Here is a 16,770-nt window from a genome sequence, read left to right as displayed (position 1 = left end):
TGGCCTATGTCGCCGCGGGGCGCCTCGACGGATACTTCGAGCGCGGCCTTCACCCGTGGGACCACGCCGCCGGCGTGCTGCTGGTCGAAGAGGCCGGTGGCGTCGCCGCAGGCGTTCCGGGTTCCGCGCCCACGCGGGAGATGACCATCGTGGGAAGCGCTGAGCTTGTCGCCAGGCTTTCAGCCATCGTTTTCGCCGGCGCCGCCGGGAACAAAGCGACGACTCCGTAAGCGAGCTGAGCGCGACGTGGCATTCGGCGTCCGCGCGGGGTAGTGTTTACCTGATCGTTACTTTTCTCGCCCGAACGAGAACAGTGACGTCACCCCCCACCCGAAGACGTCCCTCGTCCCCGCGAGCGGCCGACCCGAGAGCCCCCTGATTTGACCCTCGACGCCCCGTCGGCCGTCGCCGCGCCTCTGCGCCGCTCCAGCCGTATCGTCACCACGCCTGCACCGCAGCCGGAGCGCGTGCTGACCCGCGCGGAGCTGCGCCGCCGGGCCGCTCGGCAAGCCGAAGTCCACGACCGGCGTATCGACGCAGACCCGGCGACGCCCGCTGCCCCGCGCGAGCAGGCGCAGTCCGATGTCGCAGCGGCGGATGCCGCGCAGACACACGCCGCAGAGCTGGCTGTCTTCCTGGTCGCTGCGGCCACAGTGGAGCTTCCGGCCGCGCTGGAGAACAGCGCCGCAGTTCTCCCTGAGGTTCAGGATGACGCTCACGACGACGCCGGTGCCATGCCGGTGGCATCCACCTTCCCGATCGCCTGCGCCGTGCCGCCGGCCGCCGTCCCCACTTCGCGACGAGCGCGCCGCGCGGCCGGTGCGTCTGCGCCGGAGAAGCTCGCCTCGGATGAGTTCGAGCGTGCGGCGCGCCTGTTCTGCTTCGAGGGTGGGGCGTCCGCCCCGGCGCCTGCTGCGGCGCCGCGGCTGGCTCGACCCGGGACCATCGCCCACACAGCCGGCGACGCGGCGCGCCCACCGCGCATGGCGCTGGCACGTCGACGACTCGCCGCGGCATCCGCCTCGCTCGGCGCCATGAGCGTGGTGGGTCTGCTCGCCATCGGTCTGACGACGCCCGCCGGCGCGATGGCGTCGGTGGCCGGCAGCAAGCCCGCCGGCGCCGCCTCGACGTCGCTGACGACCGCGGCGTCGTCCTCTCAGGACCACGAGGAGATCCAGGCGTTCGTGTCGTCGGCCTCGAATGAGAGCGTCGACCTGGCGCGGGACGAGACGTACTCGACGGCCACGATGGCCGACCTGGCGGCAGGCTCCGGGGTTCGCAACTTCGACAACTCGTTTCTGAACAACCCGAACTCGCCCGTGCAGTGGCCGTTCCCGGTCGGGGTGCCTTACACGTGGGGCTTCCAGATGCGCGACGGCAGCATGCACCACGGCATCGACTTCGTTCCTGGTCAGGGCGCCGAGATCCACGCGATCGCCGACGGCACCGTGCGCGTCGCGACAGAGGCCGGTGGCCTGTACGGCGTCCATGTCGTCGTCGATCACGTCGTCGATGGCGAACTCGTCTCGAGCCACTACGCACACATGGAATACGGCTCGCTGCGGGTGAAGGCGGGCGACACCGTCAAGGTCGGCGACGTGCTCGGCACCGTCGGTGACACGGGGTACTCCTTCGGCGCGCACTTGCACTTCGAGATCTGGCAGAACGGGACGACGAGGATCGACCCGCTGGAATGGATGCGCGATCACACCGCCGGGTGAGCTCGCGTTTCAGAGCAGGCCGCGGCTCTGATATCCTCTTCTAGTTGCCTGCTTGCGGGCAGCACGCCCCGATAGCTCAGTGGCAGAGCACTTCCATGGTAAGGAAGGGGTCGTCAGTTCAATCCTGACTCGGGGCTCGCAGCATCCACCGGATGCACGCGGCAGGGTAGCTCAGTTGGTGAGAGCGCACGACTCATAATCGTGAGGTCGCGGGTTCGAACCCCGCTCCTGCTACCGAAGAGAAAGCCCCGGATCCCCGGGGCTTTCTTCGTAGGTTCGCGGATCACGGTCCTCTCGTCGTGGCCGCGCAGGATGCTCCTGAGACCCGGGTCACGCCGTGATCAGCACCTTCAGCGCCTTCGTCTCCGCTGCGCGGCCGAACACGTCGTACGCCTCCTCGATCCTGTCGAGCGTGAAGTCGTGGGTGACGAACATCGACGCCTCGAGCTTGTGCTGCTCGACGAGCTTGAGCAGGGTGTCGGTGGTGTTCGCGTTGACCAGCCCCATGGTGATCGCGATGTTCGCGATCCACAGCCGGTCGATGGGCAGCTCGACCGGCTTGCCGTGCACACCGACGTTGGCCACGACGCCGCCGGGGCGCACGATGTCCAGCGCAGCGGCGAAGGTGGCGGGGATGCCGACCGCCTCGATGGCGACATCGACGCCGAGCCCGTCGGTCATCGCCATGACCTGGTCGCGCCAGTCGGCATCCGACGACAGCACGCCGTCGGTGGCGCCGAACTGCTTCGCCTGCTCGATGCGGTTGGCGTCGAGGTCCATCGCGATGACGCGCGACGGGCCGTACAGGCCCGCCGTCGCGATGGTCGCGAGCCCCACCGGCCCCGCGCCGATGACGGCCACGACGTCGCCGGCCTTGACCTTGCCGGCCTGCACGCCGATCTCGTGCCCGGTGGGCAGGATGTCCGACAGCAGGATCGCCTCGGCGTCGGTCACGGTCTCCGGAACCTTGTAGAGCGAGTTCTCGGCGTACGGGATGCGCACGTACTCGGCCTGCGTTCCGTCGATGAGGTGTCCGAGGATCCAGCCGATGCCGGACTGCCCCTCCGGGGCCAGGCAGTGCGAGTACACCTGCTTGCGGCAGTAGGCGCAGTGCCCGCAGGCGCTGATGCAGGAGATGATCACGCGGTCGCCGATGGCGAGACCTTCCACCGCCGCACCGATCTCGGTGACCGTCCCCACCCCCTCATGGCCGAGGATGCGGCCCTCGGTGACCGCCGGGACGTCGCCCTTGAGGATGTGCAGGTCGGTGCCGCAGATCGTCGTGGCGTCGATCTTGACGATGGCATCCGTCGCGTTCGTGATGACCGGATCCGGCACCTCCTCCCACGCCTTCTCGCCTGCACCGCGGTATACGAGAGCCTTCATGACCGTCCCCCTGTCATCGTCGTGGGGCCATGCTCCTCCCCTCGCCGCCCGCGCGACAGGCCCCCTTGTCGCACCCTGATCGCGGCAGTAGCGTCAGCGGCACAGTGTGCATCATGCGAGTCCCGGTGGTGCATCCCGAACGCTGCCCGTCACGGTGCGTTGCGGGCAGCCTGATCGTAAAGTAGGCAATTCCATGGCTGATCTGATCGTCATCGCCTTCGACTCCGAGCCCGACGCCGAAGCGGCGTACAACACGGTGCAGCAGTTGCAGGACGACATGGTGGTGCAACTGGCCGGCCTGGCGCTGGTCAAGGTGAACAGCGAGGGCAAGACGAGCGTCGAATATCCGGGCGGCCTCGCGAACATCGGGTTCGGGGCTCTCGGCGGGGCGTTGTTCGGCACCCTCATCGGCATCCTCTTCTTCGTTCCGGTCGGCGGACTCGTCCTCGGCGGGCTCGTCGGAGCCTTGTTCGCAGGTCTCGACAAGGCCGGCATGGACTCGGAGTTCCGTCGCCGCGTGCAATCGGCGGTCTCGTCCGGCAAGTCGGCCGTCGTGATCTACGCGACGAAGCTGACGGCCGACAAGTTCGCCGCCGCGCTGGCCCCCTTCCACGGCACCCTCATGCAGACCTCGCTGTCGGAGGCGGACGAGCGTGAGCTTGTGCACGACTTGAGCGGTGGCGCGCAGGCCCAGGCGCCTGCCCCCACGGCCGCCGAGTAGTCGCGCGGGGCTGCGCCGACTTGCCCACAAGTGAGGTCGGCGCAACCCCGATGTGCACCCCGGCCGGTGCTCCTAGTGTGGGCGGATGCCAGTGAAGACTCTGTGGCTCGTCCGACACGGCGAGAGCGTGGGAAACGTCGCGGCGACGCGCGCTGAGCGCGAGGGCCTCGAGCGCATACCGATCGACATCCGCGACTCCGACGTGCCGCTGTCGCCGACCGGTGAGCAGCAGGCGGAGGCGCTGGGCGAATGGCTGATGGAGCACCGCGCTGCGATCGAGACGTTCTGGGTCTCGCCATACCTGCGCGCCCGTCAGACGCTGGCGATCGCGCTCGGCGACGATCCGGCGCCCGTCGTCGTCGATGAGAGGCTGCGGGATCGGGAGCTCGGCATCCTGGACCTGCTCACCACCCGCGGGGTGGCCAGGCTGCACCCCGAAGAGGCAGAGCGCCGACGCCACCTCGGCAAGTTCTACCACCGGCCCCCGGGCGGCGAATCGTGGGCCGACGTCGCCCTTCGGCTGCGGTCCCTCCTCGGCGACCTGCTGGTCACGCCGCAGGAGTCCGCGCTCATCGTCGCCCACGATGCGGTGGTCACCCTCATCACGTCATTGCTGCGCCGCATGCAGGAGCAGGAGATCCTGGAATTCGCGTCGGGCAACCCGGTGCTCAACGCCTCGGTGACCCGGCTGGAATTCGCAGTCGACGACTGGCAGATGCCGCTCTTCTCCGACGTCAGCCACCTGCGCGAAGAGGGCGCGACGGTCACCGTGCATCCCGGAACGCCCGACATCGGCGATCCCGAACCCGCAGACGCTCCAGGGGGCGAGCGAGCATGACCGAAACGCGCGACACCACCCCGGAGCCGGTCACCCGCGAACTGCTGTCGGCGTGGGGACTTCCCGACCCGGGCGCCGACAAGAAGTCCCGCGGCGACGTCATCGTGGTCGGGGGCTCTCGTCGCACCCCCGGGGGCATCATGCTGGCGGGTGAAGCCGCGCTGCGTGTCGGAGCAGGCAGGCTCAGCGTCTTCGTGCCGGGCTCCATCGACGCCCAAGTCGGCACGGTGCTGCCCGAGGCCGGCATCTACGCCCTGCCCGAAAAGGCATCCGAGCCCTTCGACGGTCCGGCGCGGCAGAAGATCGCCGCGGCGGATGCCGTGCTGGTCGGCCCCGGCTTCGACGACGCCGACGAGACGCGCGACACGCTCCTTGCCATCGGTGACGCGGAGCCGGCGCGTCTCGTGCTGGACGCCTACGCACTCGGGGTGCTGCCCGACGTCGACCGCGCGCGGCTGCCGGAAGAGCTGCTGCTCACTCCCAATCGCGAGGAGCTGGCGATTCTGCTCGGCGAGGACGCCGACGACTTCGGCGACGATCTGGCTGCTGCGGTCGCACACGTCGCCCGCCGCTACCTCGCCGTGGTGACGTGCTACGACGTCGTCGCCGCGCCCGACGGCGCGTCCTGGCGGATCGAGGGCGGGGGGCCGGGCCTGGCGACGTCGGGCAGCGGCGACGTGCTGGCCGGTGCGGTCACCGGCTTCGTCGCGCGCGGGACGGGGTTGGAGAGGGCGGCGGTCTGGGGATCGGCCGCACACGCGCGCGCCGGCGATCGGCTGACCGAGCGCCTGGGACTCGGGTTCCTCGCCCGCGAGCTGGCTGCCGAGTTGCCGCTCGGGCTCAACGACCTGCTGTAGCAACCGGAGCGTTCCATCCGAGGGGGCTTGCGCTGGCCCTCTAGCATGGCGGTGTGGACTCGATTGGGGAATCAGACGCCCGCACTTCCGCCCGCGACCGGCGCAAACCGCCTCGGCGGCTGAGCCGGGCGGGGATCGCAGGGGTGGTGCTGGCCGCGCTCGCCGCGGTGGCTGCGCTGATCTGGGTGGTCGCGCCTCTCGCGGTCACGGTTCAGAGCGGTCCGGCTCCGACGCAGACGACGCTCGTCCCGCTCATCACCTCGACGGTGCCCGCAGGCGCGTCGGCGGTCATGGCGGGACCGGGCATCGACCCGACGGGCCAGACCGTGTCGACCGACGGGGTGCGCGCTTTCATCGCGAGCCTGCCCGCCGAGGGGGTGCGGGTGATCGAAGTGCCCGCCGGCAGCGTGATCCAGTTGGACGGCACGATCGAGATCCCGGAGCGCACGATCGTGCGTGGCGGGGGAGAGCTGCGGTGGACCGGGGGCATCGCCCAGTCGGCCGCCCTGAGCGTCGTGGGTGACAACGTGCAGATCACCGGGGTGACCCTCACGAACCCCAACGAACTGGGCACGGCCGACGGTGACCGCAACTACGGCATCGAGATCAAGGCATCCGATGTGCGCATCATCGGCAACCATCTGGAATCGTTCCAGAACGGCATCGCCGTGCGCTATGGCGGCGAATACCACGACATCATCATCGCCGACAACCGTGTCAAGGACATCGTGGGCGTGGGGGGAGGGCCCGACTCGGGGGAGAACATCGGGGAGGATCGCGGCGACGGCATCGTCGTGTGGGGTGCACAGGCGACGGTCACCGGCAACATCGTCAACGCCAAGCCGGGGACGGACGCCCGCGTCGGCATCCACACCGAGAGCATCACGCTCGAAAACGCCACCGACGCCCCGCACTCCGCGTCGATGGTCACCATTTCGGACAACGTGGTCTACGGCACCTTCCGACGGTCGATCGTCAGCGAGAACGTCGCGCACACCACCATCACCGGCAACACCGTGGCGGATGCCACGTGGTGGGGGATCGCCGTCATTCTGCAGTCGGACGACAGCGTCGTCAGCGGCAACACCGTCATCTTCACCCGCACCGATTCTGATCGCCAAGGTCAGAACTACGACCCCCAGCGGGGTCCGATCATGATCTATGGAGGAGTGCAGCGCGCACTGGTCACGGGTAACTCCCTCGTGGTCGCCGAGGGGGCGTCGGCCCGTGCCTTCGTCACCGTCCAGGGCGCCGGCGACCAGATCCCCACCGACATCACGGTGGACGGAAACACCGGCGCGATCGAGGGCGGCGCAGTCGAGAACGGAGTCGCCACAGCGGGCGCGGTGCGCGGGTTGCGCGTCACCGACAACCGTCTGTCGGGTTTCACCGGGGCGGGGGTGGCGATCGGCGGCGCGTCGGACTATGTCGTGGACCGCAACGAGCTGCGCGGCGCCGATGCGCGAGCCGGTGTCACGGCGGAGAAGGCCTCCGGCCGGATCACCGACAACGTCATCCGCGGAGTGGTGACCGAGGTGGAAGCGCCGGCAGGCGCCGTCGTGGACGGCAACGGCGCGCGGTAGCCCGGCTCGGAGCGGCGATTGGACAGCACGCCCGCATCTGCCAGACTGGCCCGACCGAACTGCCGGGGGTGGCGGGCTCGGTTCTGGGGACACGGCGCGATCGCGTCAAGGGGGGACTCTCGTGCGACGCCTGCTGTATCTGTCGGCATTTCTGCTCGTACCGGCACTGAGCGCGGTCACGCCGCTGGTGGCGGTGCCCGCGATCACCGCCTCTGCAGGTGCCGGTGGGTGGGAAGCGTATGCACTGGGCATCTCCATCGGGTCGCTCGTGTGCGTGATCGTGGAACTCGGCTGGCCGCTGACCGGCCCGCAGCGCGTCGCCGCTGAGGCGCCGGGCGTCCGGTGGGCGACGCTGCTGCAGTCACTGCGCACGCGAGCGATGGCGTTGATCGTGCTGGCGCCCGTGGCCATCGTGCTGGCCGTCGCGCTGACGCAGGCGACGGGGTCGGAGCACGAGACCACTACCGTGCTCATGGCCTTCGCCAGCGCCGCCGCGGGGCTGTCCTGCAGCTGGTACTTCACCGGCGTCGGGCGGCCGCTGCGGATCCTGACCTCCGATGCCATCCCGCGGGCCCTGATGGTCACGGTGGCCGCCATCGCCGTGGCGAACGGGGCGCCCATCTGGGTGGTGCCGGTCGGCTACCTCTTGGCCGTGCTGTACGGCCCGGCTGCGGCCCTCTCGCTGGCACGGGATGAGCGGGAGGGGCGGGTGACCTTCACCCTTCGTGAGGACCTTCGCTCCATCCGGTCGCAGTGGGCAGCCATGAGCGGGCGATCCGTCGCGGCCCTGTACATGGCCTTGCCGGTCACCCTCGTCGCCGCTTTCGCGCCGTCGGCCCTTGCGGTCTTCGCCGCAGCCGACCGACTCATGCGCATGGCGCTCACCGTGCTTCTCGCGCTACCCAATGCCATGCAGAACTGGGTGGGGTCGGCGTCGTCCGCGGTCGAGCGCCGGCACCGGATCCAGCGCGCGATCCTCGTCAACACCGGCATGGGTGTGGTCGCCGGGGCCGGCTTCGCCCTGCTCGCACCCTGGGTGAGCACCGTGCTCTTCAGCGGCACCGTCGACATCGACCCCCTGCTCGCGGTGGTCTCCGGCGGCGTGCTCGCGCTGGTCTGCGTCTCGCGGGCCACCGGACCGCTCGGCCTGGTCCGATACGGCCGCATCCACACGCTGACCGTCTCGGCGACGGCAGCGGCCGTCGTCGGGGTGCCGGCCATCTGCGTCTTCGCGGCGCTCGGAGGCGCGATCGGGGCTGCCCTCGGTGAAGTCGTCGCCGAGATCACGGCCATCTCGATCCAAGCGGCCGCGCTGGGCGCTGCGATCCGGCGCGATCGCGGATCCGGCACCTGACGCGGCGACGCGGCGTGTCAGCGTGCTGTGGGAGAGTGAACCCATGTCAATCCCCGCGCGCGACGGCCGGCCCATGATGCGGATCGGCGAACTCGCGGAGCGCACCGAGATGTCCCACCGCACCATCCGTCATTACGACGAGGTCGGCCTGTTCCGTCCCACGGGGCGGACCGAGGGGGGCTTCCGCCTGTACACGGCCGCTGACGAGGCGAGGCTGCTGCTCATCCGCAGGATGAAGCCGCTGGGCTACACCCTCGAGGAAATGGCAGACCTTCTCAGCGTGGTCGACGCGCTCGCGGCCGACCCTGCGGATGCCACCATGAGGGCGAGGCTGGAGAAGATCCGCGAGGGCGCGATGGAGCGTCGCGAAAGACTCAGCCGCCATCTTGCCGCGGCGCACGAATTCGTCGAGCGGCTCAAGGCCTTGTAAAGACGGGCTGAATAACTCTTACGTTACGGAAGAGTTGCGCTAACGTGACCCCATGGGGGCACAGGGTCGATTGCGGTGGATGGATCTCACGCGGGGCACCGCGATCCTGCTGGTCGTGCTTCATCACAGCATCGAGATCCCCGAGACCCTCGGCGTGGGTGCCCCGCGCGCTCTCGCTGCCGTCGACGCGGTCTTCGCGCCGTTTCGCATGCCGCTGCTCATGTTCCTTTCCGGCATGCTCCTGCCGCGATCGTTCCGTCGCCCGGCGCGCGACTACTTCGTCGGCAAGGCGCGCGGCATCCTCTGGCCCTACCTTGTCTGGTCGCTCATCGTCTTGGCCATCGCGGGGGAGCTCTCGGCGAGGATACTGCTCAATGTCGTGGTGTATCCGCCGACGTACCTCTGGTATCTCTGGTTCCTCTTCGCCTTCTACGTCATCGCGTGGGTGTTGCACCGGTTCTCGGTGCCTCCGCTGGGGGCATCCGCCGTCATCCTCGTCGCCTCCATGTTCCTTCCCGACGACTATCGCCTCGCCCGTTTCGCATTCCTGATGGCGTTCTTCTTCGCCGGTTGGTGGTGGGCGCAGGCGGAGGAGAGGCTGCGCATCGGGCTGCGGACGCGAGTGGCGATCGTTGCCGTCGGGTTGTTGCTGGCGGCCGCGACGGCGGTGCTGTCGGCCACCGGCACGGTGGAGCGGTACGAGGCGTCGTTCGCCTGGGGCACGGTCGGGCTGATCGCGGCGATCGCGCTCGGGCTTCCCTCGACGGCAACCCGGCGCTGGGCGCGCCCGCTGGAGTTCGTAGGCCGCAATTCCATCGTCTTCTACGTCTCTCACTACCCCGTGATCCTGGCGCTGGACTCGTGGCTGCTCGCCGCCACTGACGACGGCTCGCTGTGGATCTCGGCCACGCTCACGATGGTCGCCGCGTTGGCGGTCGGGGTCGTCCTCACCGTCGCTCGGGACCGCATCCCGGTGGTGCGGTGGCTGTTCGAGTGGCCGATGCGCCGTGCCGTGCGGACCGCGTCCTGAGCACGCCGCGGTGACGCCTTCCGGGCAGCCGTCGTGCCGTAGGCAGGTCCCGGCGGAGCAGGGCCCGACGTCAGGTCAGCGAGCGGGTGACTCCTGGCCGTCGGCGACCACATCCAGCGCCTCGGTGTCGAAGTGCTCGGAGATCAGCAGGATGCCCCCTGACGAGTTGGCGCTGCTGGCCAGCTCTTCGACCCACGTGCGGCTCAGCTGCGCCGGCTCCGGGTCATCGAAGACGAACCGCAACGGAATCGAGGGGTGGATCCAGACGGTGCTTCGCCCGCGGGGCTGATCGTCGGGGTGCCGCCACGAGACCGTGAAGCTCTCGCCGCGGCGGAGCTTGGTCGCGATGACGACCTTGAGGTGGGCCAGAGCCCGATCCTCGATGTGCACAGGCGTCGATTCGCCGCCGTAATAAAGCGTACCCAAAACGCCACTTCCTCAGTTCCGGCCAGTACTGGCATTCGACCCGACCAGCGGGGAGCTGTTCCAGCTTACCCTTACGTCGCGCCGGGGCCATGCGCAACCTCTCGCTCGCATCCGCTTGTCCGGCTTACGGTGCCTGCATGGTGTTCCTCCTGGTGGGCGGTCCGAGAGATGGGCAGCTCGTCGACGACCTCCCCCGTGGGTATGCCGTCAGGTCGTCCGGATCGCGCGGTCCGGCCATGACGCTCTTCGACGACCTCGTCGTGGAGGAAGCCGTCTGGCGGGGACCGTGGGGGCTGTGACCGCGATGTCCACGCGCCTGTCTGCTCCGGCCGTGCGAGGGTTGGATTCATGACTGTTCCCACCCTCTCCCTCAATGACGGCCACACCATCCCGCAGCTGGGCTTCGGCGTGTTCAAGGTCGACCCGGCCGAGACCGAGCGCATCGTCAGCGATGCGCTCGAGATCGGCTACCGGCACATCGACACAGCCGCTGTCTACGGGAACGAAGAGGGCGTCGGCCGCGCGATCGCCGCCTCCGGCATCCCGCGTGACGAGCTGTTCGTCACCACGAAGCTGTGGAACGCGGACCAGGGCACGCAGTCGGCGTTCGACGCGATGGATCTCAGCCTGCAGAAGCTCGGTCTGGACTTCGTCGACCTGTACCTCATTCACTGGCCGCGCCCCGACCTGGATCGGTACGCGGAGTCCTGGCGCGCCCTCGAACAACTGCGCGAGCGGGGACTGACCCGCTCCATCGGCGTCTCCAACTTCCACCGGTCGCACATCGAGCGCATCATCGCGGAATCCGACACCGTGCCCGCGGTCGACCAGATCGAGCTGCATCCCGCCTTCGCTCAGCGGGAGCTGCGCGCCTTCATCGAGCCGCTCGGGATCCGCACCGAGGCGTGGGGGCCGCTCGGGCAGGGCAAGTACGATCTCTTCGGCGAGCAGCCGATCGTGGATGCCGCGGCCGCTCACGGAGTGACCCCCGCCCAGGTGGTGCTGCGCTGGCACCTGCAGCAGGGGATCATCGTGTTCCCCAAATCCAACTCGCGTGAGCGCATGGCGGAGAACTTCGACGTGTTCGGGTTCGAGCTGTCCGCGTCCGAAATGGCTGCGATCGACGACCTCGACCGCGGGCAGCGGGTCGGATCCGACCCCGACCTGCCGCAGAACTGAGCGCCAGGACGGCGCTGCGGCGCCGGATAGGCTGACGGGCGCGGCGCGGCACGGTCGCCGCACGAGCGAGGGGAACGTCATGAGCACAACGCCTCCCGGCTGGTACGACGACGGCAGCGGGACGCAGCGGTGGTGGGACGGTGTGGCGTGGACGCAGCACGTGCAGCCCGCGCCGCAGGTGACTGCTTCGGCGGTCGATGCAAGCGTCTCGGGGCCGCCTGCTGTTCCTTCGGCGGCTGAGGCGTTGGCCGGCCTCGACCCCGCCGCGGCGGCGGCCGCGGGTATCGCGCCCGCCGGCACCATGCCGACCACCCCCGGCTACCCCGGCGGCGGCGCGACGGACGCAGCCGTCGGCGGGTACCCCGGCGGATTCCCCGCGGGCCCGGCGTCCGGCGCCATTGGCGCCCCTGCCGGCTATCCCGGGCACGCGCCGGCTGCAGAGCCTCCCCGGAGGTCGCGGCTGTGGATCGTCTTCGTCGTGGTGGGGGTCGTCGTCATCGGCCTCATCGTGCTCGCCGCCGTCTTCATACCGCGGGTGATCGGTGCGCTCACCGCCGGCGGCGCGAGCAGCGGCGGCGAAGCGGAGCGCGTGGCGGTCGAGGTCGTGGAGGCGTACGACGAAGCATGGAGCGACGCGGACTGCGAGCTGTACTTCCGCACCACGACCGAATCGTTCCGCGAGGCGCTCGAGCTTCCCGACTGCGCCGCGTTCGAGGCCGAGGCCGAGCGGTTCGGCGCCGCGACCGATGAGTACGAGATCCAGGTGGACTCGGTCGAACAGGCGGACGGGGTCATCACCGTGTACACGACGGAGAGCTTCCTCACCCTGACCGATGAGACCGGCGAGCCGCTGGCCGATCCGGAACCTGTGGCATCGCCCTACGAGTACACCCTGGTGCGGTCGAACGGTGGCTGGGCCATCGACGACGTGTATTGACGATGACCGATTCTGCAGCGCCCGTTCGGCGCACCCCCCGCTTCATCCTCAGCTGCCTCGGCGTCGGCCTCGCGGCCGGGCTGCTCTCGGGCCTCTTCGGCGTGGGCGGCGGCACGGTCATCGTGCCGCTGCTGGTGCTGCTGCTGCACTTCGACCAGCGGCTCGCGGCCGGCACGTCGCTGGCCGCGATCGTTCCGACGGCGACGGTGGGGGTCATCTCCTACGCGGTGAACGGCTCGGTGGCCTGGGTCCCGGCGTTGATCCTGGCGGGCGCCGCCGTCATCGGCGCACAGCTGGGTTCGTGGCTGCTGGCCCGTGTGAACCAGAACGCCCTCCGCTGGGGTTTCGTCGTGTTCCTCGTCGCCGTCATTGTGTCGCTGTTCATCGTGGTGCCCTCCCGCGATGCCGAGCTGGTGCTGACCTGGGCGTCCGGCCTCGGACTCGTGGCGCTCGGCTTCGTCACCGGCATCCTGGCCGGCCTTCTGGGTGTCGGCGGGGGAGTCGTGGTCGTCCCGGTGCTCATGCTGCTCTTCGGCACCAGCGACCTGATAGCCAAGGGCACGTCGCTGCTGATGATGATCCCCACCGCGCTGTCGGGAACGATCGGCAACGTCCGCCGAGGCAACGTCGACCTCGTCGCCGCGGCGCTGGTGGGGGTCGCCGCTTGCACGACGACGGCGCTCGGAGCATGGATCGCGACCCTGCTGGATCCCTTCACCGCGAACATCCTGTTCGCCGTCTTCCTCACCTTCATCGCCGTTCAGATGGCGCTGCGGGCACTGCGCTCCCGGCGCTCCTAGACCGCTGACGGGCGGCGCGGCTGTGGGAGGATGGAACGCGTGTCCGTGAATCCCGAGCTCGTCGGCCGAGTCTTCCCGCCGACCCCGCCGTACCTCGTGGGGCGGGAGAAGGTGCGTGAATTCGCCCGCGCCGTCTTCGCCACCGACCCGCAGCACACCGACCCGACCGCAGCTGCGGCCCTGGGATATGCCGACGTCGTGGCGCCGCCCACGTTCGCCATGGTGGTGCAGGACCTCGCGCTGCAGCAGCTGCTCTCCGAGCCCGATTCGGGCATCGCCCTGGAGCGCACGATCCACGCCGAGCAGCGGTTCCGCTATTCCCGGCCGATCGTGGCCGGCGACGAGATCACGGCGACGCTGACGGTGAGCACGGTGCGCCCGTTCGGCAAGGGCGCGATGGTCACGAGCGAGACCGAGATGACGGATGCCGCCGGCAGTCACGTCGTGACGGCCGTGTCCGTGCTGCTGGTGGGAGGAGAGGACGCATGAGCGAGCTCACCGTAGGAGACGTCGTCGCCCAGCGCACCGTGCACCTCACCCGCGAGTCGCTGGTGCGTTACGCCGGCGCGTCGGGGGATTACAACCCCATCCACTACCGCGACGACGTGGCCACCCGTGTCGGGCTGCCCGGCGTGCTGGCCCACGGCATGCTGACGATGGGCTTGGCCGTCGAGACGATCGTGCCGTGGCTCGGTGACTCCGGTCGCATCCTCGAGTACGGCGTGCGCTTCACGCGCCCTGTCGTCGTCGACGCCGAGGCGGGCGCCGACGTCGACGTCGTGGCCACCGTGGGCGCGATCCTCGACGACACCCTGCGCATCGACCTCACCGTCTCCAGCGCGGCGACGACGGTGCTCGGCAAGGCTCAGGTCCGGGTGCGCCTCTGACATGCCGGAGATCACTCCCGCTCCTTCGCTGGCGCAGCTGACCACGCTGCGCGTCGGCGGCACCCCGCAGCGCGTCGTCGAAGCGCAGACGCGCGACGAGCTCGTCGAGACGGTGCGACAGATCTGGGCCGAGGGCGAGCCGTGGCTGGTCGTGGGCGGCGGGTCGAACCTGCTGGTGTCCGACGATCCGTTCAAGGGCACGGTCGTGCTGGTCCGCAGCCGCGGCATCGAGCGTCTCGCATCGCCCCGCGACGGGTTCGTGCGCCTGCGGGTGCAGGCCGGTCACGACTGGGATGAGCTCGTGGCGTACACCGTCGCCGAGGGACTCGCCGGGATCGAGGCGATGTCCGGCATTCCGGGCACCACGGGCGCCGCGCCCATCCAGAACGTCGGCGCCTACGGCCAGGAGATCGTGCAGACGCTCGTCGAGATCGAGCTGCTCGACGAGGCCACCGGCGAGGTGGAGACTGTCCCGGCCGCCGAGCTCGGCCTCGGGTTTCGCACCTCGGTCCTGAAGGACCACTACGGCATGGGTGCCCGGCGGCGCGGGGTCATCGTCTCCGTGACGCTGGAGCTGGCCGAGGTCGGGCACGGCGAGTTCCCGGTGCGGGGAGCGCAGCTGCGGCAGGCGCTGCGGCTCGAGCCGGATGCCGCGGTGACCCTGGACTGGGTGCGCGAGACCGTGCTGGCGACGCGCCGGGCGAAGGGGATGGTGCTCGACGACGCCGACCCCGACACCTACAGCGCGGGTTCGTTCTTCCAGAACGCGGTCGTCTCGGCCGGTTTCGCCCGCACGCTTCCCCCGGAATGCCCCCGCTGGCCGATGACCCCCGAGGTCTCCGCGGAGACCGTCATCCCGCTCTCGCAGTTCGACGGCAGCGTGCCGCCGCCGGTGGCGCAGGAATCGGAAGTCAAGGTGAGCGCGGCGTGGCTCATCGAGCACGCGGGGCTGCGCAAGGGCTTCAGGCTGCCGCGCTCGCGCGCCGGACTGTCGACCAAGCACGCCCTGGCACTCACCAACCGCGGCTCGGCCACGGCTGCCGAGCTCGCCGAGCTCGCCCGATTCATCCAGCAACGGGTGCAGGCCGATTTCGGCCTCATCCTGCAGCCGGAGCCGGTGCTGGTGGGCGTGGAGCTCTAGGAACCTCGGCAGGGCGCGGTTCGGCCGGCGATACCGGCCGCCGGGGCGTCAGGCGAAGAGGTCCTGCAGCCGGCGCACGCCCTCGAGCAGCTGGTCGTCGCCGAGCGCGTACGACAGGCGCAGGTAACCCGAGGGGCCGAAGGCCTCGCCCGGGACCACGGCAACCTCGGCCTGGTCGAGGATGAGGTCGGCCAGCTCCAGCGAGGTGGTGGGCGTGACACCGCCCCACGTGCGGCCGAGAAGCCCGCTGACGTCCGGATACACGTAGAACGCGCCGAGCGGCTTGGGCACGGTGACGCCCTCGATCTTCGACAGCTCCTCGACGATCAGCCGACGGCGGCGGTCGAACGCCAGGCGCATCTGCTCGACGTCCTCCTGCGGGCCGGTCAGTGCTGCGAGGGCCGCGCGCTGGGCGATGTTGTTGACGTTGGAGGTGAGGTGGGACTGCAGGTTGCCGGCGATCTTGATGGCGTCGGCCGGCCCGACCATCCAGCCCACCCGCCAGCCGGTCATCGCGTAGGTCTTCGCGACGCCGTTGACCAGCAGGGTCTGTCCCGCCAGCTCCGGCACGGCCTCGACGATCGAGACGGCGCGGACGCCCTCGTAGACCAGGTTCTGGTAGATCTCGTCGGTGATCACCCAGATGCCGTGCTCGAGCGCCCACTCGCCGATCGCCTTGGTCTCCTCGGCGGTGTAGACCGAGCCCGTCGGGTTGGACGGCGAGACGAACACGAGCGCCGTCGTCTTGTCGGTGCGGGCCGCCTCGAGCTGCTCCACGGTCACCTTGTAGTCCTGGTCGGCACCGGCGAACACCTCGACGGGCACGCCGTCGGCGAGGGCGATCGCCTCGGGGTAGGTGGTCCAATACGGTGCGGGCAGCAGCACCTCGTCGCCGGGGTTCACCACCGTCTGGAACGCCTGGTAGACGGCGTGCTTTCCGCCGTTGGTCACGATGACCTGCGAGGGCGAGACCTCGAGCCCGGAGTCGCGCAGCGTCTTGGCGACGATCGCGTCGCGCAGCACGGGCAGCCCGACCGCAGGCGTGTAGCGGTAGTTCGCGGGGTCCTTCAGCGCCTCTGCGGCCGCATCCACGATGAACTGCGGCGTGGCGAAATCGGGCTCGCCGGCGGCGTACGAGATGACGGGGCGACCGGCAGCCTGCAGCGATTTCGCCTTGGCATCCACCTTGAGCGTCGCGGACTCGGCGATGGCGGACAGCTTGCGGGAGAGTGGGGCGCGTTCGGTCACGTTACGAGCGTAGCCCGCGGCGGTCTCGGGCTCACCCCAGACCGTCATTCGCGGGGCGTGCCAGCCCTCCTGCCTGGGGAGCAGCCCTACGTGGCTGGGTAATCAGGCCGCGAACCCCCAAGCTGGTCATATGGACAGTGATGCCGTTCGGGTGCGCAACCTGCGAAAGACGTACGGCGGCAACGCCGTCGTCGACGACGTGAGCTTCGACATCGCCCGCGGCGAGACCTTC

19 protein-coding genes and 2 tRNA genes are annotated in these 16,770 nt (G+C 69.7%); 18 read left to right on the top strand and 3 right to left on the bottom strand.

The window, feature by feature from the left end:
• The 4 genes from NQ160_RS06925 to NQ160_RS06910 all read left to right on the top strand — a co-directional run.
• Positions 1–230 (top strand): inositol monophosphatase family protein (locus NQ160_RS06925; RefSeq protein ID WP_306852743.1); only part of this gene is annotated, 230 nt, incomplete at its 5' end.
• A gap of 150 nt (positions 231–380) precedes the next feature.
• Complete coding sequence (locus tag NQ160_RS06920; RefSeq protein WP_257514494.1) at positions 381–1,721, top strand: M23 family metallopeptidase; 1,341 nt, start codon at positions 381–383, stop codon at positions 1,719–1,721.
• Positions 1,722–1,786: 65 nt separating this feature from the next.
• Positions 1,787–1,858, top strand: a tRNA-Thr gene (locus NQ160_RS06915).
• A gap of 23 nt (positions 1,859–1,881) precedes the next feature.
• A tRNA-Met gene (locus NQ160_RS06910) sits at positions 1,882–1,955 on the top strand.
• 96 nt (positions 1,956–2,051) lie between these two features.
• On the opposite strand, the gene NQ160_RS06905 is transcribed toward NQ160_RS06910, so the two are convergent.
• Positions 2,052–3,107 carry a zinc-dependent alcohol dehydrogenase family protein gene (locus tag NQ160_RS06905; RefSeq protein WP_257514493.1) on the bottom strand — a complete coding sequence of 352 codons (1,056 nt, stop codon included), beginning with the start codon at positions 3,105–3,107 and terminating at the stop codon, positions 2,052–2,054.
• A gap of 193 nt (positions 3,108–3,300) precedes the next feature.
• Here NQ160_RS06905 and NQ160_RS06900 point away from each other — a divergent pair, with 193 nt between their 5' ends.
• From NQ160_RS06900 to NQ160_RS06870, 7 genes are all read left to right on the top strand, one after another.
• On the top strand, positions 3,301–3,828 hold the full coding sequence (locus tag NQ160_RS06900; protein ID WP_257514492.1) for a DUF1269 domain-containing protein: 528 nt from the start codon (positions 3,301–3,303) through the stop codon (positions 3,826–3,828).
• An 85-nt stretch (positions 3,829–3,913) separates the two neighbouring features.
• Positions 3,914–4,666: a histidine phosphatase family protein gene (locus tag NQ160_RS06895; RefSeq protein ID WP_257514491.1), complete on the top strand. Its 753-nt coding sequence runs from the start codon at positions 3,914–3,916 to the stop codon at positions 4,664–4,666.
• Positions 4,663–5,523 carry an NAD(P)H-hydrate dehydratase gene (locus NQ160_RS06890; RefSeq protein WP_257514490.1) on the top strand — a complete coding sequence of 287 codons (861 nt, stop codon included), beginning with the start codon at positions 4,663–4,665 and terminating at the stop codon, positions 5,521–5,523. The genes NQ160_RS06895 and NQ160_RS06890 overlap by 4 nt, the downstream gene beginning before the upstream one ends.
• A gap of 143 nt (positions 5,524–5,666) precedes the next feature.
• Positions 5,667–7,106: a right-handed parallel beta-helix repeat-containing protein gene (locus NQ160_RS06885; protein WP_257514489.1), complete on the top strand. Its 1,440-nt coding sequence runs from the start codon at positions 5,667–5,669 to the stop codon at positions 7,104–7,106.
• A 121-nt stretch (positions 7,107–7,227) separates the two neighbouring features.
• Positions 7,228–8,460 (top strand): hypothetical protein, encoded by a 1,233-nt coding sequence (locus tag NQ160_RS06880; RefSeq protein ID WP_257514488.1) that lies wholly within the window; start codon positions 7,228–7,230, stop codon positions 8,458–8,460.
• A 43-nt stretch (positions 8,461–8,503) separates the two neighbouring features.
• Positions 8,504–8,890, top strand: coding sequence for a MerR family transcriptional regulator (locus NQ160_RS06875; RefSeq protein ID WP_257514487.1), 387 nt, complete (start codon positions 8,504–8,506; stop codon positions 8,888–8,890).
• A gap of 79 nt (positions 8,891–8,969) precedes the next feature.
• Positions 8,970–9,920, top strand: a complete 951-nt coding sequence (locus tag NQ160_RS06870; protein ID WP_257514486.1) for an acyltransferase family protein — start codon at positions 8,970–8,972, stop codon at positions 9,918–9,920.
• A gap of 75 nt (positions 9,921–9,995) precedes the next feature.
• Here NQ160_RS06870 and NQ160_RS06865 read toward each other — a convergent pair whose 3' ends face one another.
• Complete coding sequence (locus NQ160_RS06865) at positions 9,996–10,346, bottom strand: DUF7882 family protein (RefSeq protein WP_257514485.1); 351 nt, start codon at positions 10,344–10,346, stop codon at positions 9,996–9,998.
• Between the two features lie 137 nt (positions 10,347–10,483).
• Here NQ160_RS06865 and NQ160_RS06860 point away from each other — a divergent pair, with 137 nt between their 5' ends.
• The 7 genes from NQ160_RS06860 (at position 10,484) to NQ160_RS06830 (ending at position 15,290) form a co-directional block, all read left to right on the top strand.
• Positions 10,484–10,645: a hypothetical protein gene (locus tag NQ160_RS06860; protein ID WP_257514484.1), complete on the top strand. Its 162-nt coding sequence runs from the start codon at positions 10,484–10,486 to the stop codon at positions 10,643–10,645.
• 49 nt (positions 10,646–10,694) lie between these two features.
• Positions 10,695–11,525, top strand: coding sequence for an aldo/keto reductase (locus NQ160_RS06855; protein WP_257514483.1), 831 nt, complete (start codon positions 10,695–10,697; stop codon positions 11,523–11,525).
• A gap of 79 nt (positions 11,526–11,604) precedes the next feature.
• Positions 11,605–12,462, top strand: a complete 858-nt coding sequence (locus NQ160_RS06850) for a DUF2510 domain-containing protein (protein ID WP_257514482.1) — start codon at positions 11,605–11,607, stop codon at positions 12,460–12,462.
• Positions 12,463–12,464: 2 nt separating this feature from the next.
• Positions 12,465–13,262, top strand: coding sequence for a sulfite exporter TauE/SafE family protein (locus NQ160_RS06845; protein WP_257514481.1), 798 nt, complete (start codon positions 12,465–12,467; stop codon positions 13,260–13,262).
• A gap of 39 nt (positions 13,263–13,301) precedes the next feature.
• On the top strand, positions 13,302–13,751 hold the full coding sequence (locus NQ160_RS06840; RefSeq protein WP_257514480.1) for a MaoC family dehydratase N-terminal domain-containing protein: 450 nt from the start codon (positions 13,302–13,304) through the stop codon (positions 13,749–13,751).
• Entirely contained in the window at positions 13,748–14,149 is a 402-nt protein-coding gene (locus NQ160_RS06835; protein WP_257514479.1) for a MaoC/PaaZ C-terminal domain-containing protein, read from the top strand. Before NQ160_RS06840 ends, NQ160_RS06835 begins: the two co-directional genes overlap by 4 nt.
• 1 nt (position 14,150) lies before the next feature.
• Complete coding sequence (locus tag NQ160_RS06830) at positions 14,151–15,290, top strand: UDP-N-acetylmuramate dehydrogenase (RefSeq protein ID WP_257514478.1); 1,140 nt, start codon at positions 14,151–14,153, stop codon at positions 15,288–15,290.
• Positions 15,291–15,338: 48 nt separating this feature from the next.
• Here the strand turns inward: NQ160_RS06830 and NQ160_RS06825 are convergent, their stop codons facing one another.
• Positions 15,339–16,538 carry a pyridoxal phosphate-dependent aminotransferase gene (locus tag NQ160_RS06825; RefSeq protein ID WP_257514477.1) on the bottom strand — a complete coding sequence of 400 codons (1,200 nt, stop codon included), beginning with the start codon at positions 16,536–16,538 and terminating at the stop codon, positions 15,339–15,341.
• Between the last annotated feature and the right edge of the window lie 232 nt (positions 16,539–16,770).

It is taken from the genome of Microbacterium sp. zg.Y909, assembly GCF_024626565.1.
Note: the sequence above shows the minus strand (reverse complement) of the source record. Positions and strands in the feature narration are given on the sequence as shown.